This is a genomic window from Citrobacter sp. Cf087, from assembly GCF_030334285.1.
Taxonomy (GTDB): domain Bacteria; phylum Pseudomonadota; class Gammaproteobacteria; order Enterobacterales; family Enterobacteriaceae; genus Citrobacter; species Citrobacter freundii.
The window spans coordinates 1,018,875-1,044,097 of sequence record NZ_JAOWED010000022.1 but is presented as its reverse complement, the minus strand read 5'-3'; the positions used below and the strand labels follow the sequence as shown (position 1 = coordinate 1,044,097).

The 25,223-nt window shown below is 50.4% G+C and carries 26 protein-coding genes, 1 pseudogene and 1 other annotated feature; of the genes and pseudogenes, 10 read left to right on the top strand and 17 right to left on the bottom strand.

The window, feature by feature from the left end:
- Window positions 1-110 precede the first annotated feature (110 nt).
- The 3 genes from yegR to OGV57_RS07105 form a co-directional block, all read right to left on the bottom strand.
- Window positions 111-431, bottom strand: a complete 321-nt coding sequence (gene yegR / locus OGV57_RS07115; RefSeq protein ID WP_004197483.1) for a lipoprotein YegR — start codon at window positions 429-431, stop codon at window positions 111-113.
- Between the two features lie 254 nt (window positions 432-685).
- The gene (locus OGV57_RS07110; RefSeq protein ID WP_286530883.1) at window positions 686-1,357 is read right to left on the bottom strand and encodes an SOS response-associated peptidase; all 672 of its coding nucleotides are present in this window, start codon (window positions 1,355-1,357) and stop codon (window positions 686-688) included.
- A gap of 151 nt (window positions 1,358-1,508) precedes the next feature.
- The gene (locus tag OGV57_RS07105) at window positions 1,509-1,805 is read right to left on the bottom strand and encodes a YciI family protein (RefSeq protein ID WP_003020675.1); all 297 of its coding nucleotides are present in this window, start codon (window positions 1,803-1,805) and stop codon (window positions 1,509-1,511) included.
- Between the two features lie 215 nt (window positions 1,806-2,020).
- On the opposite strand from OGV57_RS07105, the gene tonB reads away from it, so the two are divergent.
- Complete coding sequence (tonB, locus tag OGV57_RS07100) at window positions 2,021-2,749, top strand: TonB system transport protein TonB (protein WP_171278973.1); 729 nt, start codon at window positions 2,021-2,023, stop codon at window positions 2,747-2,749.
- Window positions 2,750-2,813: 64 nt separating this feature from the next.
- On the opposite strand, the gene yciA is transcribed toward tonB, so the two are convergent.
- From yciA to OGV57_RS07080, 4 genes and pseudogenes are all read right to left on the bottom strand, one after another.
- Window positions 2,814-3,215, bottom strand: a complete 402-nt coding sequence (gene yciA / locus OGV57_RS07095; RefSeq protein WP_003020670.1) for an acyl-CoA thioester hydrolase YciA — start codon at window positions 3,213-3,215, stop codon at window positions 2,814-2,816.
- A 165-nt stretch (window positions 3,216-3,380) separates the two neighbouring features.
- A complete protein-coding gene (locus OGV57_RS07090) occupies window positions 3,381-3,920 on the bottom strand; it encodes a septation protein A (protein ID WP_003020667.1) in 540 nt (179 codons plus the stop codon).
- Window positions 3,921-3,974: 54 nt separating this feature from the next.
- A complete protein-coding gene (locus OGV57_RS07085; RefSeq protein ID WP_003020663.1) occupies window positions 3,975-4,718 on the bottom strand; it encodes a YciC family protein in 744 nt (247 codons plus the stop codon).
- Between the two features lie 28 nt (window positions 4,719-4,746).
- A pseudogene (locus tag OGV57_RS07080) lies at window positions 4,747-4,833 on the bottom strand (YkgJ family cysteine cluster protein); the annotation flags it as partial.
- Between the two features lie 283 nt (window positions 4,834-5,116).
- On the opposite strand from OGV57_RS07080, the gene ompW reads away from it, so the two are divergent.
- The gene (ompW, locus tag OGV57_RS07075; RefSeq protein ID WP_003833354.1) at window positions 5,117-5,755 is read left to right on the top strand and encodes an outer membrane protein OmpW; all 639 of its coding nucleotides are present in this window, start codon (window positions 5,117-5,119) and stop codon (window positions 5,753-5,755) included.
- Between the two features lie 568 nt (window positions 5,756-6,323).
- Window positions 6,324-7,040 carry a YebC/PmpR family DNA-binding transcriptional regulator gene (locus OGV57_RS07070; RefSeq protein WP_003020658.1) on the top strand — a complete coding sequence of 239 codons (717 nt, stop codon included), beginning with the start codon at window positions 6,324-6,326 and terminating at the stop codon, window positions 7,038-7,040.
- A 72-nt stretch (window positions 7,041-7,112) separates the two neighbouring features.
- On the opposite strand, the gene OGV57_RS07065 is transcribed toward OGV57_RS07070, so the two are convergent.
- On the bottom strand, window positions 7,113-7,550 hold the full coding sequence (locus OGV57_RS07065) for a hypothetical protein (protein WP_226791615.1): 438 nt from the start codon (window positions 7,548-7,550) through the stop codon (window positions 7,113-7,115).
- 260 nt (window positions 7,551-7,810) lie between these two features.
- Here OGV57_RS07065 and OGV57_RS07060 point away from each other — a divergent pair, with 260 nt between their 5' ends.
- Both OGV57_RS07060 and OGV57_RS07055 read left to right on the top strand, forming a co-directional pair.
- Window positions 7,811-8,086 (top strand): hypothetical protein, encoded by a 276-nt coding sequence (locus OGV57_RS07060; RefSeq protein WP_003841288.1) that lies wholly within the window; start codon window positions 7,811-7,813, stop codon window positions 8,084-8,086.
- A 186-nt stretch (window positions 8,087-8,272) separates the two neighbouring features.
- The gene (locus tag OGV57_RS07055) at window positions 8,273-9,745 is read left to right on the top strand and encodes a GGDEF domain-containing protein (protein ID WP_003841287.1); all 1,473 of its coding nucleotides are present in this window, start codon (window positions 8,273-8,275) and stop codon (window positions 9,743-9,745) included.
- Window positions 9,746-9,777: 32 nt separating this feature from the next.
- Here the strand turns inward: OGV57_RS07055 and trpA are convergent, their stop codons facing one another.
- The 6 genes from trpA to trpL all read right to left on the bottom strand — a co-directional run bounded on the left by trpA (window position 9,778) and on the right by trpL (window position 16,446).
- Window positions 9,778-10,584, bottom strand: a complete 807-nt coding sequence (gene trpA / locus OGV57_RS07050) for a tryptophan synthase subunit alpha (protein WP_003020647.1) — start codon at window positions 10,582-10,584, stop codon at window positions 9,778-9,780.
- Window positions 10,584-11,777 carry a tryptophan synthase subunit beta gene (gene trpB / locus OGV57_RS07045; protein WP_003020645.1) on the bottom strand — a complete coding sequence of 398 codons (1,194 nt, stop codon included), beginning with the start codon at window positions 11,775-11,777 and terminating at the stop codon, window positions 10,584-10,586. Before trpB ends, trpA begins: the two co-directional genes overlap by 1 nt.
- A 10-nt stretch (window positions 11,778-11,787) precedes the next feature.
- On the bottom strand, window positions 11,788-13,146 hold the full coding sequence (gene trpCF / locus OGV57_RS07040; RefSeq protein ID WP_054528688.1) for a bifunctional indole-3-glycerol-phosphate synthase TrpC/phosphoribosylanthranilate isomerase TrpF: 1,359 nt from the start codon (window positions 13,144-13,146) through the stop codon (window positions 11,788-11,790).
- A gap of 3 nt (window positions 13,147-13,149) precedes the next feature.
- On the bottom strand, window positions 13,150-14,745 hold the full coding sequence (gene trpD, locus OGV57_RS07035; RefSeq protein ID WP_003020639.1) for a bifunctional anthranilate synthase glutamate amidotransferase component TrpG/anthranilate phosphoribosyltransferase TrpD: 1,596 nt from the start codon (window positions 14,743-14,745) through the stop codon (window positions 13,150-13,152).
- Window positions 14,745-16,307, bottom strand: coding sequence for an anthranilate synthase component 1 (locus OGV57_RS07030; protein ID WP_003843990.1), 1,563 nt, complete (start codon window positions 16,305-16,307; stop codon window positions 14,745-14,747). Before OGV57_RS07030 ends, trpD begins: the two co-directional genes overlap by 1 nt.
- A gap of 23 nt (window positions 16,308-16,330) precedes the next feature.
- Window positions 16,331-16,425 (bottom strand) — a sequence feature (Trp leader region).
- Window positions 16,402-16,446, bottom strand: a complete 45-nt coding sequence (gene trpL / locus OGV57_RS07025) for a trp operon leader peptide (protein WP_191229385.1) — start codon at window positions 16,444-16,446, stop codon at window positions 16,402-16,404. (Overlaps the previous feature by 24 nt.)
- Before the next feature lie 135 nt (window positions 16,447-16,581).
- Between trpL and rnm the strand changes: the two genes are divergently transcribed.
- From rnm to rluB, 3 genes are all read left to right on the top strand, one after another.
- A complete protein-coding gene (rnm, locus tag OGV57_RS07020) occupies window positions 16,582-17,460 on the top strand; it encodes an RNase RNM (RefSeq protein ID WP_016150339.1) in 879 nt (292 codons plus the stop codon).
- Window positions 17,457-18,077 carry an L-threonylcarbamoyladenylate synthase gene (locus OGV57_RS07015; RefSeq protein ID WP_003020628.1) on the top strand — a complete coding sequence of 207 codons (621 nt, stop codon included), beginning with the start codon at window positions 17,457-17,459 and terminating at the stop codon, window positions 18,075-18,077. The genes rnm and OGV57_RS07015 overlap by 4 nt, the downstream gene beginning before the upstream one ends.
- Before the next feature lie 100 nt (window positions 18,078-18,177).
- Window positions 18,178-19,053: a 23S rRNA pseudouridine(2605) synthase RluB gene (rluB, locus tag OGV57_RS07010; protein WP_016150338.1), complete on the top strand. Its 876-nt coding sequence runs from the start codon at window positions 18,178-18,180 to the stop codon at window positions 19,051-19,053.
- A gap of 83 nt (window positions 19,054-19,136) precedes the next feature.
- Here the strand turns inward: rluB and cobO are convergent, their stop codons facing one another.
- Together cobO and OGV57_RS07000 are read right to left on the bottom strand one after the other, a co-directional pair.
- Window positions 19,137-19,727 (bottom strand): cob(I)yrinic acid a,c-diamide adenosyltransferase, encoded by a 591-nt coding sequence (cobO, locus tag OGV57_RS07005; protein ID WP_016150337.1) that lies wholly within the window; start codon window positions 19,725-19,727, stop codon window positions 19,137-19,139.
- Window positions 19,724-20,485, bottom strand: a complete 762-nt coding sequence (locus tag OGV57_RS07000; protein ID WP_003843987.1) for a YciK family oxidoreductase — start codon at window positions 20,483-20,485, stop codon at window positions 19,724-19,726. The genes cobO and OGV57_RS07000 overlap by 4 nt, the downstream gene beginning before the upstream one ends.
- Before the next feature lie 221 nt (window positions 20,486-20,706).
- Here OGV57_RS07000 and sohB point away from each other — a divergent pair, with 221 nt between their 5' ends.
- Window positions 20,707-21,753, top strand: coding sequence for a protease SohB (gene sohB / locus OGV57_RS06995; RefSeq protein ID WP_003843986.1), 1,047 nt, complete (start codon window positions 20,707-20,709; stop codon window positions 21,751-21,753).
- 110 nt (window positions 21,754-21,863) lie between these two features.
- Here sohB and OGV57_RS06990 read toward each other — a convergent pair whose 3' ends face one another.
- A complete protein-coding gene (locus tag OGV57_RS06990) occupies window positions 21,864-22,115 on the bottom strand; it encodes a YciN family protein (protein ID WP_003020616.1) in 252 nt (83 codons plus the stop codon).
- 398 nt (window positions 22,116-22,513) lie between these two features.
- On the opposite strand from OGV57_RS06990, the gene topA reads away from it, so the two are divergent.
- Window positions 22,514-25,111: a type I DNA topoisomerase gene (topA, locus tag OGV57_RS06985; protein ID WP_003840713.1), complete on the top strand. Its 2,598-nt coding sequence runs from the start codon at window positions 22,514-22,516 to the stop codon at window positions 25,109-25,111.
- Window positions 25,112-25,223 lie beyond the last annotated feature (112 nt).

The following is a 25,223-nucleotide window of genomic DNA, read 5'->3' as shown; positions in this document are numbered from 1 at the left end:
TTTAGGGGATAACTATATTATCACCTAGTGGCCGTAAGAATATGCGCAGAGAGAACATATTTCACAACAGCCACCTTAGTTTTATGAAAAATCATAAACCGTAGGAATATTTAAACGCATTTAAACGTCAGGCGAGCAACGCCATTAACAAGTAAGTGTGTATCAATATCAGTTCTGACTTCTTTCATAGATTTATTTTGTACCCTACAGAAATCAGAAGCCTTTTTTGTTGCAGTGCCAATAGCGCCTCGTATACGACCTGCAGCAGGAGCAGCTTCTACCTCAGTGAGGTAGTTCCCATTATCCAGTTTTTTGACATCGGACTGATATGTCAGACCCAGGCCTTGAAACTGTGTTTTATCATTTTGCACAGAGCAACCGCTTAGAAAAGTACCAATTAAAATGGTGGTGGCAATTACTAATGTTTTCATGTAAAGAACAATCCTTATGTATTTGGTTAGTCTCTATTCTACAAACTGAAATACAACATAAATTAAACCAATTGCTATTTATAGATTTGCATACAGCTATCGTATTGAATATTTAGAGAAATAAATCACACTAACCGAAAAACAAGAACGTCAGGTGATCTGTTCCATATGATTCAGAACACATCGATGTAAACATGGATCCCTAACTTCCGCTTCTTGCTCAAAGCAGACGTTTTTCCCTGCCGCATCATACATTAACGCATAGTTTCTATTAACTCTGGTCCTTGATTCTTAACATTCCCGACGGCACGTGTAACGGCATGCCATATAAATTTTTCAGCCGACACGGAACCGTCGGCAGCAATTTCCGCAGCATCTTTCCCTCCAATGTCCTGCCTCATCCATTCGCGAGCGGCTTCTGGTGAAAGTACCAGAGGCCGCCTGTCGTGTATATCTACCAGCCCTTTGTCGGCAGCAGCTGTCACTATCAGGAAACCTTCTGCTTCATCTCCACGTTCGAATGGTGTGCTGCCGATCGCCGCCATAAAAATCGGCTGACCGTCTGCCCGGTGAATAAAGTAAGGTTGTTTCTTATCGCCTTCTTTTTTCCACTCAAACCAGCCATCAGCAAAGCAAATTGCGCGACCGTGTTGCCATAGAGGCTTAAACATTCTGCTGGTGGCCGCAGTTTCAGAGCGCGAGTTAATTAGTGGTGGTTTATCCCACCACCCTGGGGCGTATCCCCAGATAACTGGATCAAGATGGAGTTTCTCGTCACGTTCGCTCAGAAGCAGAACTTTGGTGCCTGGCGCCACGTTAAAACGCCCGATCGGCTCCGGGTCATAGGGAAAGTCTCGTTCGACTTCGTCAGCGAGAAGGGCGAGATAGTCTTCACGCGTCATCGACTGTGAAAAACGTCCACACATAGAAACCTCCAGCTATATGTCAGACTGAAAGTATAGGCGTTAACTAAAAGAGAGGGCGCGTAGGTCAATGTGTACCTAAATGCGCCCTTAATTTTGATTTTTGATGGAGATTTGTATTTATCTATTTGAATTTAAGGTGAATTATTTAAATTCAAAAAACCTTTTTGTACGGTTTTACTGAAACCTGCGCGTAAACGCCCGCTGCAACATACGGATCGGCTTCCGCCCACGCCTGTGCCGCCTCCAAAGATTCAAATTCGGCAATCACCGTCGAGCCGGTAAAACCCGCCGCACCGGGATCGTTACTATCGACCGCTGGCATGGGGCCCGCCGTGAGCAAACGACCTTCGTCATGAAGGAGTTGCAGGCGAGCCAGATGAGCAGGGCGCACGGAAAGACGTTTTTCGAGAGAGTCTGCGATATCTTGGGCGTAAATAACATACAGCACGGGTAGAACTCCTTGAACGGTAAAAGTCGTTAATAACGTTATTGGAAAGGCCTAACAACTGCAACGGAAAGATAACTGATATGTTAAGGCCATACTCTGAAAGTGGTTTTTTATCATAAAATCGCGTTCTAAATGTCAGTTACCGCCACGGGCTTATTGAATATGATTGCTATTTGCATTTAAAATCGGGGCCTGGTTTTTTTACTGAAACGATTATGACTTCAATGACCCTTGATTTACCTCGTCGCTTTCCCTGGCCAACGTTACTGTCTGTCGGCATTCATGGTGCCGTAGTGGCTGGTTTGCTGTATACCTCGGTACATCAGGTTATTGAACTGCCTGCGCCAGCGCAGCCGATCTCTGTCACGATGGTCGCGCCTGCCGATCTCGAACCACCTCAGGCCGTTCAGCCGCCGCCGGAACCCGCTGTCGAGCCTGAACCGGAACCAGAGCCGATTCCAGAGCCACCAAAAGAGGCGCCGGTGGTGATTGAAAAACCGAAGCCCAAGCCTAAACCGAAGCCAAAACCGGTGAAAAAGGTGGAAGAGCAGCCGAAACGCGATGTTAAACCAGCAGAACCGCGGCCGGCCTCCCCGCTGGAAAATACGGCACCTACGCGCACAATGACCAATACCGCGCCGGCAACTACCAGCAAACCGGTGGTCAGTGCGCCATCGGGCCCACGCGCTTTAAGCCGTAATCAGCCTCAGTATCCGGCGCGAGCTCAGGCGCTACGCATTGAAGGGCGGGTAAAGGTCAAATTTAATGTAACGCCGGATGGTCGGGTTGAAAATGTGGAGATCCTGTCTGCACAGCCTGCCAATATGTTTGAGCGTGAAGTGAAAAACGCGATGCGTAGATGGCGTTATGAAGCAGGTAAACCCGGTTCCGGACTCGTGGTGAATATTGTTTTCAAATTAAACGGCACAACGCAGATCGAGTAAGCATCAGGCCGTCCGGCAATGATCAGGAGTGATGATTGCCGGATAGCATTACTGGCGTGTGCTATCAGGCCAACGTGGGGATTGGACGCGGTTTCCCGTCTTTATCAACGGCAACGTAGATAAACAGAGCTTCGGTAGCCTTATAACGCTGGCCAATAGGTTCAGAAGCGACTTTCTTCACCCAAACTTCAATATTGATGCTGATTGAGGTTGTCCCGCGTTTCACACAGCGAGCATAGCAACACACTACATCACCTACGGCGACCGGGCGCAAAAAGCTCATTCCTTCAACCCGCACCGTTACCACACGACCATGTGCGATCTCTTTGGCCTGAATCGCGCCACCTATATCCATTTGTGACATCAGCCAGCCGCCAAAAATATCACCGTTCGCGTTGGTATCGGCAGGCATGGCCAGAGTGCGTAAAACCAGTTCACCCTGGGGAGTGTTATTCGTTGTTGTCATTGTAGAACCGACTATAGAGAAAGATTACAGGCGCGATGCTACTAGAATTTGTGCGTCGAGAACAGAGGGGATGCGGCATGCAGAGCAGATGTAAGTCAGGTTGTCAGCTCTATGGAACGCGAGGGGATAAAAATTCGCCAGATCCGCAGATCTGGCGAGCATGTATTACGATTTATCTTCTTGCGGCAGATGACGGTAAATATAGACTCCACTCAGCAGCGTAAAGAATAAAGTCAGGGCGGTCAGGCCGAACACTTTGAAGTTGACCCAAATGTTCTGCGGTAGCCAAAATGCAATATAGATATTCGCCAGACCACACAGGATGAAAAAGACTGCCCAGGCTAAATTTAGTTTCGACCACACTGGCTGCGGCAGGGTCAGTTCTTTACCTAACATGCGCTGGATCAGCGGTTTTTTCATCACCCACTGGCTTACCAGCAATGCTCCAGCAAACAGCCCGTAAATCACCGTTACTTTCCACTTAATGAATTCATCGTTGTGGAAAAAAATAGTCAGGCCACCAAATACGGCCACCAGGACAAAGGTGATTAACGCCATCTTCTCGACCTTGCGATAGCGAACCCAGCTGTAAATCAACACTACAGCCGTTGCGACAATCAGCGCCGAGGTCGCCGCATAGATGTCGTAAAGCTTATAAAAAGCAAAAAAGACAACCAGCGGTAAAAAATCAAGAAACTGCTTCATTCTTCGATTCCGTCATCAAAAGCACCGGGTACAAGCCCGGAATGCGTTCAGGGTTTATTGGCGAATCAGCATGTACAGGCGGAACAAATAGATCAGCAACACCGCGGAGATCATATTGCTCAGCGTATTCGCCAATACCGCGCCTACATTCGGCGTAAGTACTGCAAAACTTGGCGCAAAAAGCAACAGCAGCGTTTTTGCCAGCAACCAACCGATTACTGCCGGCGCAACCAGTCGCATATTCGACCACGCCAGACGCATACTGTTGCGCATCGCGGCAAAGACACCCATTTTGTCCTGTACCAACATCACAGGTGCGAGTGCCAGCAGGATGGCCAGCAGAATACCGGGAACAACAACCAGCATAATACCGATTTGCACCAGCAGAGTAGTCAAAAAAATCAGAATAAACAGCTTTGGCAACACTGGCGCACTGGCGCCGATGGCACGTAATGCGCTGACCCGATGACCTGCTGAAATCAGCTGAATCATCAGGATGACACCACCGGCGAGGATGGCATTACCAATCAGACCGGAAAACGTAGACGCCGCGGAAGCGCGTAGCAAAATTTGCTGTTGCTCCGGGGTCATGTTTTGCACCAGATCGAACAACCCCACGCTGCTGGTTAACTGATCGCCTTCACTGAGTTGCGCAATTTGTGCGTCAGTGGGGGAAAAGGCATGCCCTAACACCACTGTGATAAACGCGCACAACAACGATACCAGCAAGATGGTAATGAATTGATTACGGAAAAAGTTTCCCGTGTCACGGTAAACGGATTTCGCCGTGATAGACATGCACTCTCCTTGAGTTTTGCAGGTGTTCATTTGCGGGCAATTGTACCCTGGATAACTCTACAGTGGCAGCATCGCGCGATGTATGGAAAAGCATATCTTTGTAAAGCTGCGGTAATTTTTGGCTATGACTTCAGCGTCGTGCATGAACGCTGTTTGTTATCTGCGCATCGCGTGCAGATAACCATCACCCATCAGCAATGAGCTGGAGGTACTTGCACATTGAAAATATATCAAAATTGATCTGAATTAATTTAACCAGGATTTTGAATGCAAGTTCTAACTTAATCTGGATCAATAAATGTTAAATTATCAAAGTCAATGTGATCCATGTTAGATCATTTATTACTCCAAAGTAGGTATATTCATTCCGCTTTTATAACCATAACGATGGAGCGGACATGAAAAAATTAACAGTTGCAGCATTGGCTTTAACAACTCTTCTCTCTGGTAACGCATTTGCGCATGAAGCTGGAGAGTTCTTTATTCGTGCAGGTTCTGCCACCGTCAGACCGACGGAAGGTGCAGGTGGTACGCTGGGCAGCTTAGGTGGCTTTGATGTCAGCAATAACACGCAGTTGGGTCTGACATTTACCTACATGGCAACCGACAATATCGGTGTTGAATTACTGGCGGCTACACCGTTCCGCCATAAAATTGGTACTGCAGCAACGGGTGATATTGCCACCGTACATCATTTGCCGCCGACGTTAATGGCACAGTGGTACTTCGGTGACTCCAGCAGTAAACTGCGTCCGTACGTAGGTGTTGGTGTGAACTACACGACCTTCTTCGATGAAGGCTTTAACGATAACGGTAAAGAAACAGGATTATCGGACCTGAGTCTGAAAGATTCCTGGGGTGCAGCAGGGCAAGTCGGTATGGACTATCTGATTAACCGCGACTGGCTGATTAACATGTCGGTCTGGTACATGGATATCGACACCACTGCAAGCTATAAAATGGGTGGTGTCCAGCAGCGAGACAGCGTACGCCTCGATCCGTGGGTGTTTATGTTCTCTGCGGGTTATCGTTTTTAAGTTCTTCTGCAAAACTCCTCTGCAAAACTGGTCATCAAATGACCAGTTTTTTCCATTCTTTTCCACGCGTATCGTTATTTTGACCAGCCGTAGTCAACTGAGTCACGTGTGCTTCTGAACACATCAGTCAGAGATGCTGGTTGTACCGCTCCACCCATTTAGCATTTCCCTTTGTTGGAGTGGTGGAGTAAATATAGGCTAAGTATCTTGTCCCGGTACTAAACGAACACACTATCAAATAAGGCGCAGTGCAAGATGACTTGTAGCGCTCTCTTTAAGCAGTACCGCGGTAACTTTAATAGCCAGTGTGTTTATCTGGAATATCGCTTTTGTTTCTATTCTCTTATGCATTATTACTGCGGCTCATTTATTACGTACAAAAAAGAACCTGCAGATAATCAGGGGATAACTTATCCAAAATGTTAACTATTGATAAAATTAAAGTAACATATCTTAAAATTTGGATATTTTATTTTTCATGGACTAAGGCTTGTACATCATGATATAATGTGACGGCAGATTATTTACCATTCAATAATGTAAATGAATTTTCGAGGAGATCATTCCAGTGGGACGTAAGTGGGCAAATATTGTTGCTAAAAAAACAGCTAAAGACGGTGCAACGTCTAATGTATATGCAAAATTCGGTGTAGAAATTTATGCTGCTGCTAAACAAGGCGAACCAGACCCTGAATTAAATACATCTTTAAAATTCGTTATTGAACGTGCGAAACAAGCGCAGGTTCCAAAACACGTTATTGATAAAGCCATTGATAAAGCCAAAGGCGGCAGCGATGAAACGTTCGTGCAAGGGCGTTATGAAGGCTTTGGTCCCAGTGGCTCACTGATTATTGCTGAAACATTGACTTCAAACGTTAACCGTACGATTGCTAATGTCCGCTCAATTTTTAATAAAAAAGGCGGGAATATCGGAGCGGCGGGTTCTGTCAGCTATATGTTTGACAATACCGGAGTAATTGTATTTGAAGGGACAGACCCTGACCATATTTTTGAAATTCTGCTTAATGCTGAAGTAGATGTTCGTGATGTAACCGAGGAAGAAGGAAACATCGTTATTTATACTGAATCTACAGATCTTCACAAAGGCATTGCAGCTCTAAAAGCAGCAGGAATTACTGAGTTCTCAACCACAGAATTAGAAATGATTGCTCAATCAGAAATTGAACTTTCACCAGAAGATTTAGAAGTCTTTGCAGGGCTTGTTGATGCTCTTGAAGATGACGATGATGTTCAAAAAGTATATCATAACGTTGCAAATCTCTAATGATAGATTAAAGAAATCTGTCATCATGGCAGATTTTTTTAACTCATAAAGTTGTTATGAGTGCACTATTTATTACAAACTCGGATATTTTCCATCATCATCAACTAAAAATATCTGACATAGGTACCAGGTATCATTCTCTTTGGACAATTGATATTCATAAATAGGTGAATAATACTGCCTCGATAATCTGGTCGTCACGGTCGCTACTTTTTCAGAAATCTGAACCGATATGATGTTCTCTTGCTCAGGATCATGACTAGACTCAGAACCAAAAGCTATAGGCTCGCCCTGAAAACCAGGTTTTGTATATTTATTCAAAAGCTCATTCCAACCCTTCTGGGCCAGGAGCATAACTTCTTGCTTTCCGTAGTTCTGATTTCTCTGAAATGACTGGTCATTCCAATATTTATAATCCCTCTGGAAAGCGGTGATTACCTGTTCCGGAGTATTTGCCAGTATGTCCCCAGCGCTTAAAAATCCAACGCTTAACATAACTAATTTAATCAACAGATGTCTCAACAAGTTCACCCATATTTGGCATGCTTTCCTTCAGTGTCTCGCAAGGGACTTTTTGAAGTCAACTTCATTAATGGTTGCACAACCAAAACGACTGAACTGTATAGATTCCGGGCATACCTGCCCGTGGTTAGCAGCCAGGAAAAATTCCCCTCGTTCTTCATTTAAAAAATTCTGGGGAAAACATCCTGCCTTTCTCCCCTTTGATGTAGTGCTACTCTTTAAGCAAACCAACTTTGAGGGGATTGCTGATGATGTTGACCCGCCATCTGCTACAGCAAAAAATCACACTTCTGGAACCGTTCTACGAGGATCAAACGGCAGCGTTTGCCGTGAGTGTTGCACGTGAATTATTGCTTTGCATGGATAAAATTGAGGCGCTGGAGAAACTTATTGCGACTCCGGTTACACTACCTTATTGCAGCGCAAGTCCGGTTTGTGAGATTGAGGCGGGCTATGCCGCAGGCGTAAACGACTGCCGCGAGGCCATCCGGCGGGCAGGGTATCCTATCGAAGGTGATGATTAGTTTGCGCTTATGTTAACAAATATGTGCTTTTATTGTATAAATCTGTAACCTACGCGCGCTGCTGCGGGCTACATCAACTTACCTGCTTCGGAGTGGCAAACATTCTCTATCAACGTACAACGCTGTTATGCAACAACATAAACGGGTAACCGATTTGGCAATACTGTTAACTATCAGGGTGGACTCGTGAAGATTGTGCAGGATAAGCTCAGAAACAGGCAGGCTCTGCTGGTATCCGGGCTCATTACGTTGATTTTTACCTCGTTGTTTCTGTTTATCATTTATGAACAGCGTATGGCGGCCGCCAGTGAAGGCGTTAGCCGCCTGCAAGCTCACATGTTGGACATTTTTAACGATAATGAACTGATTGCCGATGCGATTGGCGAGCGTTATTACCACATCAAAACCGGCGAACAGTGTGGTGTTATGGCGCAGTTTGTTCCGCGAAACAAAGATGAATGGGGAATTAACGCCGACCCAAAGCGGGTTCATTCTGCAACGGGGACAATTATTGCTCAGCAACCCAGCCATAATGCGCTGTGTATGTATACTGCGGCGGAGTTCATTCGCGGAATGGTTAATGAGCTAAATCCAGGCAGCTTCGATGCACACCGTTACATTATCGCCAGCAATTCAGATTATTTTTATTGGTTTATGGCTTCCGACTCGCGCAATTTCAGTTTTTCTGACTCTGAAATGGCGATGGATATTACGCATTTTTTCTATCCGCCCACCGATTTCTATACCCGGTTGTTGCAAAAAAACGTCAAAAATAAAGCTCTCAGTTCAACAAACTTCTATACCGATAAAATTACCGGTGAAAAAGCCTACAGCGTAGTGAGCTATATCTACGATCTGTCGGGTAAGGAGATATCAGACCAAATCGTTGCCTATCTGGTCTATGATCATTCGAAGCCTGAGCTGCAGGAAGCGTTAGCCGAGGCGTTTGATAATCAAATCCTTCCCGGATTGAACGTGGAGTTGGTGAATCTGACCAACAAAGAGAGCCTCTGCTTATCCGGCAAATGTGCGGGGCAATCCAGCTATTTGGTGCGCAATTTTTCGGAGAAATATGCGCTGCACTATTCGCTTTCATTAGGCCGTTTTATGGCGCGCGATACACATGCCGGGATTGTTATCCTGCTGGCGCCGTTCTTTTTCATCATCATTAGCTTCTCGTTAAAGTCATGGCTAAACGAAAGCGACCTCAAGGTTTATATCGATACTCTGACCGGCTGTTTTAACCGCCGAATACTCGACATTATCAAGCGTCGGGATTTATCACACTGTTCGGTGGTGCTACTGGACTGCAATAAATTTAAGGCCGTCAATGATACCTGGGGCCACGCGGCAGGCGATCGCGCGTTGCAAATTATCGCCAACAGGATGCTGTCAAACACTCGCACCAGCCACGATATTGTAATTCGTACCGGCGGGGATGAATTTATGATCCTGCTGTTTCGATCGCAGGCAACTGACGCCATAGCAATCGCGCAACGTATTAGCGGGCAGGTGACCAGTCATGTGTTTGTGGTGGATGGGCATACCGTACCATTGTCAGTATCGTGGGGAATTGCAGAAGTGAACGGTGAACTGGATGTGGCCATTCAGAATGCGGATAGCGCTATGTATAGAATGAAGCACACGAAAGAAGGGTGAAACCGCCAGACGTCTCTGGCGGTTGATTTAACTTACTGGTGGGTGGCGGCTTTCATCGTGCTGACAAACGCTTTCAGCTCAGCCAGCATCTGTTCCGGTGCCGCAACATTTTTCTCAATGATTTTCACAATTGCCGAGCCGGAAATTGCACCGGCAGCACCGGCTTCAATAGCTCCGGCTACCTGTTCAGGCGCAGAGATACCGAAGCCCTGTAAAGAAGGCGGTGCATCATATTGTTTCAGCTTTTCAACCAAATGATGCAGCGGTAATGCCGCACGATTTTCGGCACCGGTCACACCTGCACGTGAAAGCAGATAAGTGTAGCCGCGACCGTAAGAGGCAATCTGGCGTAGCAGTTCTTCATCAGCGTTCGGCGGGCAGATGAAAATCGGTGCGATGTTGTGACGCAGTGCAGCAGTTCTGAATGGCGCAGACTCCTCAACAGGGACATCGGCTACCAACACAGAATCCACACCCACTTTTTCGCACTGGGCGTAAAACTCGTCAATGCCCTTGCTGAAGACCAGGTTGGCATACATCAGCAACCCAATGGGAATCGTCGGATGTTTCTGGCGAATCAGCGCCAGCATCTCAAAGCATTGCGATGGTGTGACGCCGGCGGCAAACGCACGCAGGGTGGCTTCCTGAATGGTTGGGCCATCGGCCAGCGGATCGGAGAACGGAATGCCGAGTTCAAGCGCGTCGGCACCAGCTTCAATCAGCGTATCAATGATTTTCAGTGACTGCTCAACAGACGGATCGCCCAGGGTTACGAAGGGGACAAAAGCACCTTCTTTGCGGTCCTTCAGCTGTGCAAACAGGTTTTCGTAACGTTCCATCAGATTTCCCCTCGCGCTTTCAGAATATCGTGTACGGTGAAAATGTCTTTGTCGCCGCGACCGGAGAGATTAACCACCAGTAGCTGCTCTTTTTCCGGATTTTCACGCATCATTTTCAACGCGTGTGCCAGGGCATGGGAGGACTCCAGTGCCGGAATAATCCCCTCGTGCAGACACAGCGTTTTGAAGGCTTCCAGTGCTTCATCATCGGTTATTGAAACATAATCGGCGCGACCAATGCTGTTCAGGTACGCATGCTGTGGCCCGACCGATGGGAAGTCGAGCCCGGCGGAAATAGAGTAAGACTCTTCAATCTGTCCTTCTTCGGTCTGCATCATCGGGGACTTCATGCCGAAGTAAATCCCGACACGACCATGTTTCAACGGCGCGCCGTGTTCTCCAGACTCAATCCCGTGACCGCCTGGCTCTACGCCAATCAAACCGACGCTGGTTTCATTAATAAAATCGGCGAACATACCGATGGCGTTAGAACCGCCACCCACGCAGGCGATAACGGCGTCCGGCAGACGACCTTCTTTTTCCAGAATCTGCGCCTTGGTTTCTTCACCGATCATCCGCTGGAACTCACGCACAATAGTCGGGAAGGGGTGCGGACCTGCCGCTGTACCGAGCATATAGTGCGCGGTATCGTAGCTGCCAGACCAGTCGCGCAGCGCTTCGTTACAGGCATCTTTCAGCGTTGCGGAACCGCTGTGAACGGGGATAACTTCTGCACCCATCAAACGCATACGGAAAACGTTCGGCGACTGACGTTCAACATCTTTCGCGCCCATGTAAATACGGCATTTCAACCCCAGCAGTGCGCTGGCGAGAGCAGATGCAACACCGTGCTGCCCCGCGCCTGTTTCGGCGATAATTTCCGTTTTACCCATGCGCTTCGCCAGCAACGCCTGGCCCAGCACCTGGTTGGTTTTGTGCGCGCCGCCGTGCAGTAAATCTTCACGCTTGAGATACAGCGTCGTGTTGGTGCCTTGAGTAATGTTCTGGCACTTGGTCAGTGCGGTTGGGCGACCCGCATAGTTTTTCAGCAGGTCTGTAAACTGCGCCTGAAATTCAGGATCTTTTTGCGCGCTGACAAAAGCTTCTTCCAGCTGGCGCAGGGCAGGCATCAGAATCTGTGGCACATACATACCGCCAAATTCACCAAAATACGGATTGAGTAATGTTGTCATGTCCTTTTCCTTAATATGCGCGCAGCGTCTGAAAGACCGAAGCCAGAAGACGTGCATCTTTGATGCCCGGCTGTGACTCTACGCCAGAATTGAAATCGAGACCGGCACAGCCGGTTTTTGCCGCGTCAACGCAGTTATCTGCGCCAAGTCCGCCAGCCAGTAATACGTTATCCAGCGATTGTCCGCCTAAAAGTGACCAGTCGAAGCGTTGCCCGCTGCCGCCCTGACCGTTGTCGAATACGTATTTATCGACATGCTGATAATCCCGGGCTGGCAACTTATCGCTGACGCTGAGCGCCTTCCAGATTTGTACCTGTGCGGGTAGCGCATTGCGTAGCGCGTCTACGTAGGCTTGATCTTCGCTACCATGCAGTTGCACGGCCGTGAGTCCCAAAGCAGCCGCTGTTTCACGTACGTCGATAATATCTGTGTTGCGAAACACCCCGACGTATTGCAGCGGCGCGCCGGTCATGACCTCTCGCGCTTGCTCAACGCTAACCGCGCGTGGCGATGTGGGTACAAATATCAGTCCGCCATAAATCGCGCCGGATTTATACGCCGCGTTGGCATCCTGAGCCCGGGTTAAACCGCAGACTTTATTCTCGCCGAGCAGTACGCGACGAACGGCGGCGTGCAGATCACCATGCGACATCAGCGCGGAACCAACCAGAAAACCGTTGGCGAAGTGGCTGAGTTCGCGCACCTGACCATAGGTGTTGATCCCGGACTCGCTGATGACGGTCACACCGTGGCCCAGGCGCGGCGCAAGCTGGCGGGTGCGATTCAAATCAATCGACAAGTCGCGTAAATCGCGGTTGTTGATACCAACGACTTTGGCGCCCAGTGCGATAGCGCGCTCCAGCTCTTCTTCGTTGCTGACTTCGGTCAGTACGCCCATTTTCAGGCTGTGGGCGACGGCGGCGAGTTGACGATATTGTTCATCATCGAGGACCGACAGCATCAACAAACAGGCGTCCGCCTGGTAGAAACGCGCCAGGTAAATCTGGTAAGGATCGATAATAAAGTCCTTACACAGAACAGGTTGCGGCGCGATGCGGCTGACGATAGGCAGGAAATCAAAACTGCCCTGGAAATATTTCTCATCGGTCAGTACGGAAATCGCGGAAGCATAATGTTTATAAACGCCCGCAATCTGTGCCGGGTCGAAGTCATCACGGATCACGCCTTTTGACGGAGATGCTTTTTTACATTCCAGAATAAAGGCGGTGCGCGCACCTTGCAGCGCATCGTAGAAATCACGAGAGCTGGGTTGAACATCATTTTGAAAGCTGGCCAGCGGTTGTTGCTGTTTGCGGGCTTCTACCCAAATCGCCTTGTCTGCGACAATTTTCGCTAAAACGGTTTGCATCATTTACCCTCTTGCTGCCAGTGCAGTGACACGGTCATAGGCCGCACCGCTGCGCAGTACATTAATCACGGTTTGCGCATTGGCTTTTAAATCTTCTTCACCGTGCAAGCGCATTAACATGGCGACATTCGCGGCAACAGCGGCTTCATGAGCGGCTTCACCTTTACCTTGTAACAAGCGACTAAGAATGTCACGGTTTTCTTCCGGTGTGCCGCCAGCCAGCTGTTCCTGGTGGTAAGGCGTCAGGCCAAAGTCTTCTGCCGTCAGTTGATAACTCTTGATTTCCCCATCGTGCAGCTCTGCCACAATGGTCGGTGCATGCAGCGAAACTTCGTCCATGCCACCGCTGTGCACTACGGCTGCCCGCTGATATCCGAGCACGCGCAGCGTTTCGGCAATCGGCAGCACCAGCTCCGGGCTGTAAACGCCGATCAGCGCCAGCGGCGGATGTGCCGGGTTAATCAACGGGCCGAGCACGTTAAACAGCGTGCGGGTTTTCAACTGCTGGCGTACCGGCATGGCATGGCGAAAACCGGTGTGGTATTTCGGCGCAAACAGAAAACACACGCCGAGATCGTCAAGCGCCTGACGGGATTTGTCGGCGTTCATATCCAGATTGATGCCAAATGCCGCTAACAGATCCGAAGAGCCTGACTTGCTGGAGACGCTGCGGTTGCCGTGTTTGGCAACTTTCAGTCCGCAAGCCGCAGCAACAAAGGCGCTGGCGGTAGAAATATTGATGCTGTTGCTGCCGTCGCCGCCGGTACCGACAATATCGGCGAACAGATAATCAGGGCGCGGGAATGGGGCTGCGTTTTCCAGCAGCGCGGTTGCCGCACCGGCAATTTCATTCGGGTGTTCGCCACGAATTTTCATGCTCACCAGCGCCGCAGCCAGTTGTTCCGGCTTCAGTTCACCGCGTACCACGGCAGAGAACAACTGGTGGCTTTCCTGCTGGGACAGCGTCTGGGCCTGATACAGTTTCTCCAGAATTGGTTGCAGCGTATTGGTTTGTTCAAGCTTCTGTTGCGCCCAGGCCAGCGTTTGTTCCAGCAAACGCGCGCCCTGGGTGGTCAGAATGGATTCCGGATGGAACTGGAAGCCGCAGACGCGATCGGTATCGTGACGCACCGCCATCACCATGCCGTTAAAGTGGGCGTTAATGGTTAATCCTGCCGGAACGTTGCTGCCAACCAGCGAATGATAGCGTGCCACGGGCAGCGGATTCGCCAGACCAGCAAACATTGCCTGACCGTCGTGTTCAATGCTGGACGCTTTGCCGTGCAGGATTTCTCCAGCCTGGCCCACATATCCACCATAGGCCTCAACAATGGCCTGATGTCCCAGACAAATGCCGATGATTGGCAGCTTGCCGCGCAGACGGGTTAACAGCTCCGGCATGCAACCTGCTTCGCTTGGCGCACCTGGGCCTGGAGAGAGCATCAGCACAGGATTTTTCATCGTTGCTAAACGGTCAATCAACGTCTGAGCCGGAATATGGTTGCGGTAAATCACCACGTTGTGACCATTAGTACGCAGCTGATCCGCCAGGTTATAGGTAAAAGAGTCGATATTATCGAGCAGCAGAATGTCAGCCATTAGAAGGTCTCCTGTGCGTGGTGCGCGGTGGCGATAGCACGCAGAACCGCGCGCGCTTTATTACGGGTTTCATCGGCTTCAGACTGCGGTACAGAATCCAGAACAATCCCGGCACCTGCTTGTACGGTGGCAATACCGTCTTCCACGAGGGCGGAACGAATGACAATACAGGTATCCAGATCGCCATGAGCCGTGAAGTAACCTACCGCGCCGCCGTAGCTGCCACGGCGACGACCTTCTGCCTCGGCGATAAGCTGCATAGCGCGAACTTTTGGCGCTCCGCTTAACGTGCCCATATTCATACAGGCGCGGTAAGCGTGCAGCACATCCAGATCGCTACGCAGCTCGCCTACCACACGCGAAACCAGGTGCATTACGAAGGAGTAACGATCGACTTTGGTGAGATCAGCAACATAGCGGCTGCCAGGCGTACAGATGCGCGCCAGGTCGTTACGCGCAAGGTCAACCAGCATCAGGTGCTCAGAAAGCTCTTTATGGTCGGTACGCATCTCCAGCTCGATTCGGCTGTCAAGGTCGCGGTCAAGCGAACCGTCAGCACGACGACCACGCGGGCGAGTGCCGGCAATCGGGTAGATCTCAATCTGGCGGCTGGTGGCATCGTATTTCAGCGAGCTTTCCGGGGAGGCGCCAAACAGCGTGAAATCGTTGTCCTGCATGAAAAACATGTATGGGCTGGGGTTACTTTTCTTCAGCACATAGTAGGCTGCCAGCGGTGACGGGCAGGGCAGCGAGAAACGTCGGGACGGAACTACCTGGAAAATTTCGCCCGCGCGAATCGCTTTTTGCATGCCACGTACTACGGCGCCGAACTCTTCATCGCTCTGATTGCATTCGCAGCGCATCTGCGGGACTTCAGTAACGGGCAGCGGCGGCGCAGGCTCGGTAAGCTGTTGGCTCAGCTGCGCCAGACGGGCGTTAAGACGCTGTTTCTCCGCATCATTGGGGGTAAAAACACTGGCCTGAATTCGGGTGCTTTTTTTCTGGTGGTCGATAACCATCAGCGTTTCTGCCAGATAGAAGCAGTAGTCAGGACAACGGTTGCCCGCTTCAAGCTGAGGTAAATCTTCAAAACCGGCAACCAGGTCGTAGGAAAACAGACCGCCGAAGAACATCGCTTCACGTTCTTGCACAGGAACATTCACCAGCCCCTGCAGTAAGCGAAAAGCATCAAATACGGAAAGAGAACATAAACGGGCGTCTTCATCCAACAGCGGGCTGACGGCAGGGAATCGCAGATGACGACCATTCGGCTGTTTTTCATTCTCAACGCCAGCGGGCAGGGCTGCATCCAGCAAGGGCAGCAGCGATGCACCGTTTGTGGATAACGCCTGAATAGTGACAGTGTCACCGAGAGCGGTAATGCGCAATGCGCTGTCGACTAGCAGCAAGCTCTTCAGATCGTCTTTGCTGTCGATATCTGCAGATTCCAGCAGCAGCGTTGCCGGACGTGCGCCACACACCTGATGAAACAGCGACGTCGGATTCTCACGATAGGCGGCATCGCAGGCAAGCAGTTCGAGTATCGGTTTTTGTGTTTGCATCGTTATTCTCATTAATTTTGTTCAAAAAAAAGCCCGCTCATTAGGCGGGCCGGGTATCTGGTTGCAAATTGCAGACGTAAGACACTGCCCGAAATCAGGAAGTGCGCCACCAACCGTGCAGAAAAAATGTTGCTTTCATTGCAGATACCTTCTTCATGTGAACTTGCGTACTAGTTAACTAGTTCGATGGGGTAAAGTCAACACCTGATTTCAGTATATTTGCCGAAACCGCTATGATGGGCGTGTTACGACATTTATTGAAACGGGAGCCGCCTTGAGCGACACGAATTACGCAGTGATTTATGACCTGCATAGTCATACTACAGCCTCCGATGGGCGATTAACCCCAGAAGCCTTAGTACACCGTGCGGTAGAGATGCGAGTCGGTACACTGGCGATCACCGATCATGACACCACGGCGGGCATTGCGGCGGCAAGAGAAGAAATTTCACGTTCGGGTTTAGCGTTAAATTTGATCCCTGGTGTCGAGATATCAACTGTCTGGGAAAACCATGAGATCCATATAGTGGGTCTGAACATTGATATCGCCCATCCCATGATGTGCGAGTTTCTGGCGCAACAAACGGAACGTCGTCAGCAGCGTGCGCGCCTGATTGCCGAACGACTCGACAAAGCGCATATCCCCGGCGCGTGGGAAGGGGCGTTGCGCCTGGCTGATGGCGGGGCGGTTACGCGGGGCCATTTTGCGCGTTTCCTGGTGGAATGTGGCAAAGCCACAACCATGGCGGATGTCTTTAAAAAATATCTTGCCCGTGGGAAAACCGGTTACGTTCCGCCACAGTGGTGTACAATAGAACAAGCTATTGATGTCATTCATCATTCTGGCGGTAAGGCTGTTCTGGCTCATCCTGGGCGGTACGATCTTAGCGCTAAGTGGCTGAAAAGACTGGTTGCACATTTTGCTGAACATCGCGGCGACGCGATGGAAGTAGCGCAGTGTCAGCAGTCTCCCAATGAACGCACCCATCTGGCGACGCTTGCGCGTCAGCATCAATTGTGGGCATCGCAAGGGTCTGATTTTCATCTACCCTGCCCATGGATTGAGTTGGGTCGTAAACTTTGGTTGCCCGCAGGCGTAGAAGGCGTCTGGCAACTTTGGGAGCAGCCCGAGATCACAGAGAGGAAAGTATGAGCCAGTTTTTTTATATTCATCCCGAAAACCCGCAGCAGCGGCTGATCAATCAGGCCGTTGAAATCGTGCGTAAAGGTGGGGTGATCGTCTATCCAACCGATTCCGGCTATGCGTTGGGCTGCAAAATTGAAGATAAAGGCGCAATGGAGCGCATTTGCCGCATCCGTCATCTGCCGGACGGGCACAACTTTACGCTGATGTGCCGTGACCTGTCTGAACTGTCGACCTATTCGTTTGTCGACAACGTGGCCTTCCGTTTAATTAAAAACAACACGCCGGGCAACTACACATTCATCCTGAAGGGGACGAAAGAGGTTCCGCGCCGCTTGTTGCAAGAAAAACGTAAGACCATCGGCCTGCGTGTACCCTCAAACCCGATAGCACTGGCGCTGCTTGAAGCGCTGGGCGAGCCGATGCTCTCCACGTCACTGATGCTGCCGGGTAGCGAATTTACCGAGTCAGATCCGGAAGAAATTAAAGACCGCCTGGAGAAACAGGTGGATTTAATTATCCACGGCGGATATCTCGGCCAGCAGCCGACCACGGTCATTGATTTAACCGACGATTCTCCGGTGGTGTTGCGTGAAGGCGTCGGTGACGTTAAACCTTTCTTATAAGGGCGCAAACCGCTATACTACGCGGCCTTAAAATGGCGCTGACTGGCGCCGTTGATTCTCCTGTTCGACGCCTGTGAAGGCGACACCTAAAGGAAGCTCTATGAGCGAAAAGTTACAAAAAGTGCTGGCGCGCGCTGGCCACGGTTCTCGCCGTGAAATCGAATCTATTATTGCCGCGGGTCGCGTGAGCGTTGATGGCAAAATTGCCACGCTCGGCGATCGCGTTGAAGTCACTCCGGGTCTGAAAATCCGTATCGACGGTCATCTGATTTCGGTTAAAGAGTCTGCGGAACAAATCTGCCGTGTTCTGGCCTATTACAAGCCAGAAGGCGAACTGTGTACCCGTAACGACCCGGAAGGTCGTCCGACCGTGTTTGATCGTTTACCAAAACTGCGTGATGCGCGCTGGATTGCCGTAGGGCGTCTGGACGTGAATACCTGTGGTTTACTGCTGTTTACCACCGATGGTGAACTGGCTAACCGTCTGATGCACCCAAGCCGCGAAGTTGAGCGTGAATATGCGGTACGTGTGTTTGGTCAGGTTGATGATGCAAAACTGCGCGATCTGAGTCGTGGCGTGCAGCTGGAAGATGGTCCGGCGGCATTTAAAACGATCAAGTTCAGCGGTGGTGAAGGGATCAACCAGTGGTATAACGTCACGCTGACCGAAGGACGTAACCGTGAAGTCCGCCGCCTGTGGGAAGCTGTAGGTGTACAGGTAAGCCGTCTGATTCGTGTCCGTTATGGTGATATCCCGCTGCCGAAAGGCCTGCCGCGTGGTGGCTGGACAGAGCTTGATCTTGCTCAGACCAACTATCTGCGTGAACTGGTGGACCTGAAGCCGGAAACGACCTCTAAAGTGGCCGTCGAGAAAGATCGTCGTCGCATGAAGGCGAATCAGATCCGTCGTGCGGTGAAGCGCCACTCTCAGGTCGGCGGCAGCCGTCGTCCGGGTGGTCGCAGCAACAACGGTTAATCATGACCAGGCCTGATAAGCAAAGCGCCATCAGGCGTTAGCGTGGAGCCGGATGCGGCGCAAACGCCTTATCCGGCCTACACTCAATAATCGATTCCTGCTTGGGCTTTCACGCCCGCTTCAAACGCATGCTTGACCGGGCGCAGCTCGCTAACCGTGTCAGCTAACTCCAGAATATCGCGATGACATCCACGGCCGGTGATAATGACCGTTTGATGGGCTGGGCGCGCTTTCAGGGCATTGATGACCTCTTCAAGCGGCAGATAGTCGTATGCCACCATGTAGGTTAGCTCATCCAGTATCACCATATCCAGTTCATCGTCGGCCAGCATCCGCTTGCCGTGTTCCCACACGGCCATACAGGCTGCGGTGTCAGACTCGCGGTTCTGCGTTTCCCAGGTAAATCCTGTCGCCATAACCTGAAACTCTACGCCGTGGGGTTCAAGTAAGTTACGTTCTCCGTTTGGCCACGTACCTTTAATAAATTGTACAACGCCGACTTTTTTACCATGGCCCACAGCGCGCGTGGCGGTCCCGAATGCGGCGGTGGTTTTACCTTTACCATTTCCGGTGAACACGATGATAATTCCGCGCTCATCTTTCGCTGCGGCAACGCGTGCGTCAACCCGATCTTTTACGCGCTGTTGACGTTGCTGATAGCGTTCTTCACTCATTGGGCAATTCCTGGTTTACGGCCCGGCTGGGCATCAAAAGTCATACCGGTTTTACGGCGGCTGTCATCGCCCATCAGCCACAGGTAGAGCGGCATAATATCGGCGGGAGTTTTCAATTTTTGCGGATCTTCCGTTGGGAATGCGCTGGCTCGCATGCCAGTTCGTGTCCCACCAGGATTGATACAGTTTACGCGCAGATGACGGTTTTGATACTCATCAGCCAGAACCTGCATCATCCCTTCGGTCGCAAATTTTGAGGTGGCATATGCTCCCCAATTGGCGCGTCCCTGGCGACCGACACTGGAAGAGGTAAAGACCAGCGATCCGGCATCGGATTTGAGTAACAACGGCAGCAATGCCTGAGTCAGCATAAAAGTGGCATTTACATTTACCTGCATCACATCCTGCCAGACCTGCGGGTTTTGTTCACTCATTGGACAAATATCGCCGAGTAATCCGGCGTTATGCAGTACGCCATCCAGACGCGGGAAATGTGCAGCAATGCGCTGCGCAAGCTGGTGACATTCTTCAGAGGTACAGGTCAGTAGATCCAGTGTAAACCACTGTGGTTGTGTTCCGTTTTCATCGGCGATAGTGCGGGCAACCTGACGCAGTTTTTCTTCGTTACGCCCAAGCAGGATAACGGTCGCGCCATAGCGTGCATAGGTCTGCGCGGCTTCGCGTCCGATACCATCGCTGGCACCGGTGATAAGAATAATGCGGCCCTGTAGAAGGTCTTGTTTAGGTTGGTAATGCACGGCTACTCCTCGGCGACGTCCTGGATATCTCGTTCGCGATAACTTTTGGGCTTTATGCCTTAAACCCTGTACTTTTTCAATCAGCCAAAGGCAATAACACCGCAAAATGAACGCTTTGTCATGCTTTTTACTGATTCAGCACTGGATGTATGAAGCAAGACGAGGTGACACGCCTGTTGTACACTGAGCGGAAGTCGCGTTGTTTAACCAAGGTGGGTCTCGTGGAATTGTTGTCTGAATATGGGTTGTTTTTGGCAAAAATTGTCACTGTCGTGGTGGCTATTGCAGTGGTGGTGATGCTGATCGTAAACGCGACACAACGCAAACGTCAGCGTGGGGAATTGCGGGTTATTAACCTCAGCGATCAATATAAAGAGATGAAGGAAGACCTGTCGCTAGCCTTATTGGATGGGCATCAGCAAAAATTCTGGCATAAGGCGCAGAAAAAGAAACAAAAGCTGGAGGCGAAAGCGGCTAAGGCAAAAGCGAAACTGGGTGACAGTACGTCATCAGATAAACCTCGTGTATGGGTGCTTGATTTTAAAGGCAGTATGGATGCCCATGAGGTCAGCGCATTACGCGAAGAGGTGACGGCTGTGCTGGCGGTTGTTAAACCTCAGGATCAAGTGGTGGTTCGTCTGGAAAGTCCGGGTGGTGTGGTACATGGTTATGGCCTGGCTGCGTCCCAGTTACAACGTCTGCGCGATAAGCAGATCCCGCTGACCGTTACGGTAGATAAAGTCGCTGCGAGCGGCGGATATATGATGGCCTGCGTGGCGGATAAAATTGTCTCGGCGCCGTTTGCTATCGTCGGCTCAATTGGCGTGGTGGCGCAGATCCCGAACTTTAACCGCTTCCTGAAAGGGAAAGATATTGATATCGAACTGCACACCGCCGGACAGTATAAGCGTACGTTGACCTTACTCGGTGAAAACACGGAAGAAGGGCGGCAGAAATTCCGCGAAGATCTGAACGAAACGCATCATTTGTTTAAAGATTTTGTGCAGCGCATGCGTCCGACTCTGGACATTGAGCAGGTTGCCACCGGTGAACACTGGTTTGGTCAACAGGCGCTGGCAAATGGGCTGGTGGATGAGATCAATACCAGCGATGAGGTGATCCTCGGGCTGATGGAAGGTCGTGAAGTGTTGAACGTTCGCTATCTGCAGCGTAAAAAGCTGATGGATCGTTTTACCGGTAGTGCGGCGGAGAGCGCCGATCGTTTGCTGATGCGCTGGTGGCAGCGGGGGCAGAAGCCACTGATGTAAAATTGTCATTGCCGGATAGCGATGCGCATATATCTCCTATCCGGCCTACAAATATGCACCAGTATAGGCTGGATAAGGCGATGCCGCCATCCGGCAAATTATTACTCGTGTTAATCGATCAAGTGATACTTTTCGGAAAGTACGTGCGCCAGGTGTTTAAACATATTAAACACCGCCGTACTTTTGGGCGTTGGTAGCCCTTGCTCGTCTAAAAAGTAATCTCCGCTGAAAACCAGCACGCCGTTTCGCTGCGTAACGCCGGTGGCGACAATCCCCGCCAGCGTGTCCTCATGCTCACGAATGATTTTGTTGGCTTCAATCAGCAGTGTTTCGCGATCGATGGGTTGAGTGTCTTTATGCATGATTTACTCCTTAAACAAGGACATTAGTCTACGCTGAGCCCGCCTTATGGGCAAATATTCCCTGACATAAATGAAGGTTTTACGACAGTGTTACAACTGGCGAGATTTGTTTTTGCATGCTAATAAAGTTGCGTAACGCATTTTATCAGGTACAGTGTGACGCTTTCGTCAATCTGGCAACAGATTTGCTTGACATTCGACCAATACTTCGTCGTGCTAGAGCGTTTGTAAGAAAAAAAGCCTGTTAACTCAGTTACATGAGAGTTACATTACAAGCGCGAATCAGTTTAAAGGGTTGATATCCGCCGACGCAGAGACCATATCGATGTCTCGTCGCCAGTGGAAGGTGAATCAACGTGCGACGCATTCTGGAAGAATCAAATTAGGTAAAGGTGAATATGGGTAAAGCTCTTGTCATCGTTGAGTCCCCGGCAAAAGCCAAAACGATCAACAAGTATCTGGGTAATGACTACGTGGTGAAATCCAGCGTCGGTCATATCCGTGATTTGCCGACCAGTGGCTCAGCAACTAAAAAGAGCGCCGACTCAACCTCCACCAAAACGGCTAAAAAGCCCAAAAAGGATGAACGTGGCGCTCTCGTCAATCGTATGGGTGTTGACCCGTGGCACAACTGGGATGCGCGCTATGAAGTGCTGCCCGGTAAAGAGAAAGTGGTTTCTGAACTGAAGCAACTGGCTGAAAAAGCCGACCACATCTATCTCGCAACTGACCTTGACCGCGAAGGGGAAGCCATTGCGTGGCACCTGCGGGAAGTGATCGGCGGCGATGACACCCGCTATAGCCGTGTGGTGTTTAACGAAATTACCAAAAATGCTATTCGTCAGGCGTTTGAAAAACCTGGCGAACTGAACATCGACCGTGTAAATGCGCAACAGGCGCGCCGCTTTATGGACCGTGTTGTGGGCTATATGGTGTCGCCGCTGCTGTGGAAAAAAATTGCGCGCGGTCTGTCAGCTGGCCGTGTACAGTCGGTTGCTGTGCGTCTGGTGGTTGAGCGTGAACGCGAAATCAAAGCATTTGTTCCAGAAGAGTTCTGGGAGATTGATGCCAACACCACCACGCCTGGCGGCGACGCGTTACCGCTCGAGGTGACGCATCAGAATGATAAACCGTTCCGCCCGGTCAATCGGGAACAAACGCTTGCCGCTGTTAGCCTGTTGGAAAAAGCGCGCTATAGCGTATTGGAACGTGAAGATAAACCGACCAGCAGCAAGCCGGGCGCGCCGTTCATCACCTCCACGCTACAGCAGGCCGCCAGTACGCGTCTGGGCTTCGGTGTGAAGAAAACCATGATGATGGCGCAGCGCTTGTATGAAGCGGGTTACATCACTTATATGCGTACTGACTCAACCAACCTGAGTCAGGATGCGGTGACGATGGTTCGCGATTACATCAGCGATAATTTTGGTAAAAAATATTTGCCGGAAAACGCGAATCAGTACGCCAGCAAAGAAAACTCGCAGGAAGCGCACGAAGCTATCCGTCCTTCCGATGTCGCCGTACAGGCGGAATCGCTGAAAGATATGGAAGCTGATGCGCAAAAACTGTATCAGCTGATCTGGCGCCAGTTTGTTGCCTGTCAGATGACCCCAGCTAAATATGATTCCACCACGCTCACCGTGGGTGCGGGTGATTTCCGCCTGAAGGCGCGCGGTCGTATTCTGCGCTTCGATGGCTGGACGAAAGTGATGCCAGCGTTGCGTAAAGGCGATGAAGATCGCATCTTACCGGCGGTGGACAAAGGCGATACGCTGACGCTTATCGAACTGACGCCAGCACAGCACTTTACTAAACCGCCTGCGCGCTTCAGTGAAGCTTCGCTGGTTAAAGAGCTTGAAAAGCGTGGTATTGGTCGTCCATCTACCTATGCGTCGATCATTTCTACGATTCAGGATCGTGGTTATGTTCGCGTAGAGAACCGTCGCTTCTACGCTGAAAAAATGGGTGAAATCGTCACCGATCGTCTGGAAGAAAACTTCCGCGAACTGATGAACTACGATTTTACTGCGCAGATGGAAGATAGCCTCGACCAGGTGGCGAATAAAGAAGCCGAATGGAAGGGCGTACTCGACAACTTCTTCACTGATTTTACTCAGCAACTGGATAAAGCCGAGAAAGATCCTGAAGAAGGCGGTATGCGTCCGAACCAGATGGTGCTGACTAGCATTGATTGCCCGACCTGCGGACGCAAGATGGGTATTCGTACCGCCAGTACCGGCGTTTTCCTTGGTTGCTCCGGCTACGCACTTTCCCCGAAAGAGCGTTGCAAAACCACCATTAACCTGGTGCCGGAAAACGAAGTATTGAACGTGCTGGAAGGCGACGACGCGGAAACGAACGCATTGCGCGCCAAACGCCGCTGCCAGAAGTGCGGTACGGCAATGGACAGTTATCTTATCGATCCTAAGCGTAAATTGCATGTGTGTGGTAATAACCCAACCTGCGACGGCTACGAGATCGAAGAGGGCGAGTTCCGTATCAAGGGTTATGACGGTCCTATCGTCGAGTGCGAAAAATGTGGTTCTGAAATGCACCTGAAAATGGGACGTTTCGGCAAGTACATGGCGTGTACTAACGACGAGTGCAAAAACACCCGTAAGATCCTGCGTAACGGTGAAGTCGCTCCGCCGAAAGAAGACCCAGTTCCGTTGCCGGAACTGCCGTGTGAAAAATCTGACGCGTATTTCGTGTTACGTGATGGTGCAGCAGGCATCTTCCTGGCGGCCAATACGTTCCCGAAATCACGTGAGACTCGTGCGCCGTTGGTGGAAGAGTTGTACCGCTTCCGCGATCGCCTGCCGGAAAAACTGCGTTATCTGGCAGATGCGCCGCAAACTGATCCGGATGGTAACAAGTCCATGGTTCGTTTCAGCCGTAAAACCAAGCAGCAATACGTTGCCGCTGAGAAAGACGGTAAGGCGACTGGCTGGTCCGCGTTCTTCGTTGACGGCAAATGGGTAGAAGGGAAGAAATAACAGCGTTTCGGCTGAATTTCTCCTCAAAGGGTCGCGTAAGCGGCCCTTTTTGTTTCTCGCATATTATTTTTTGTCATACCTATACAGCGTACATAGAAATGATATAGTGGTT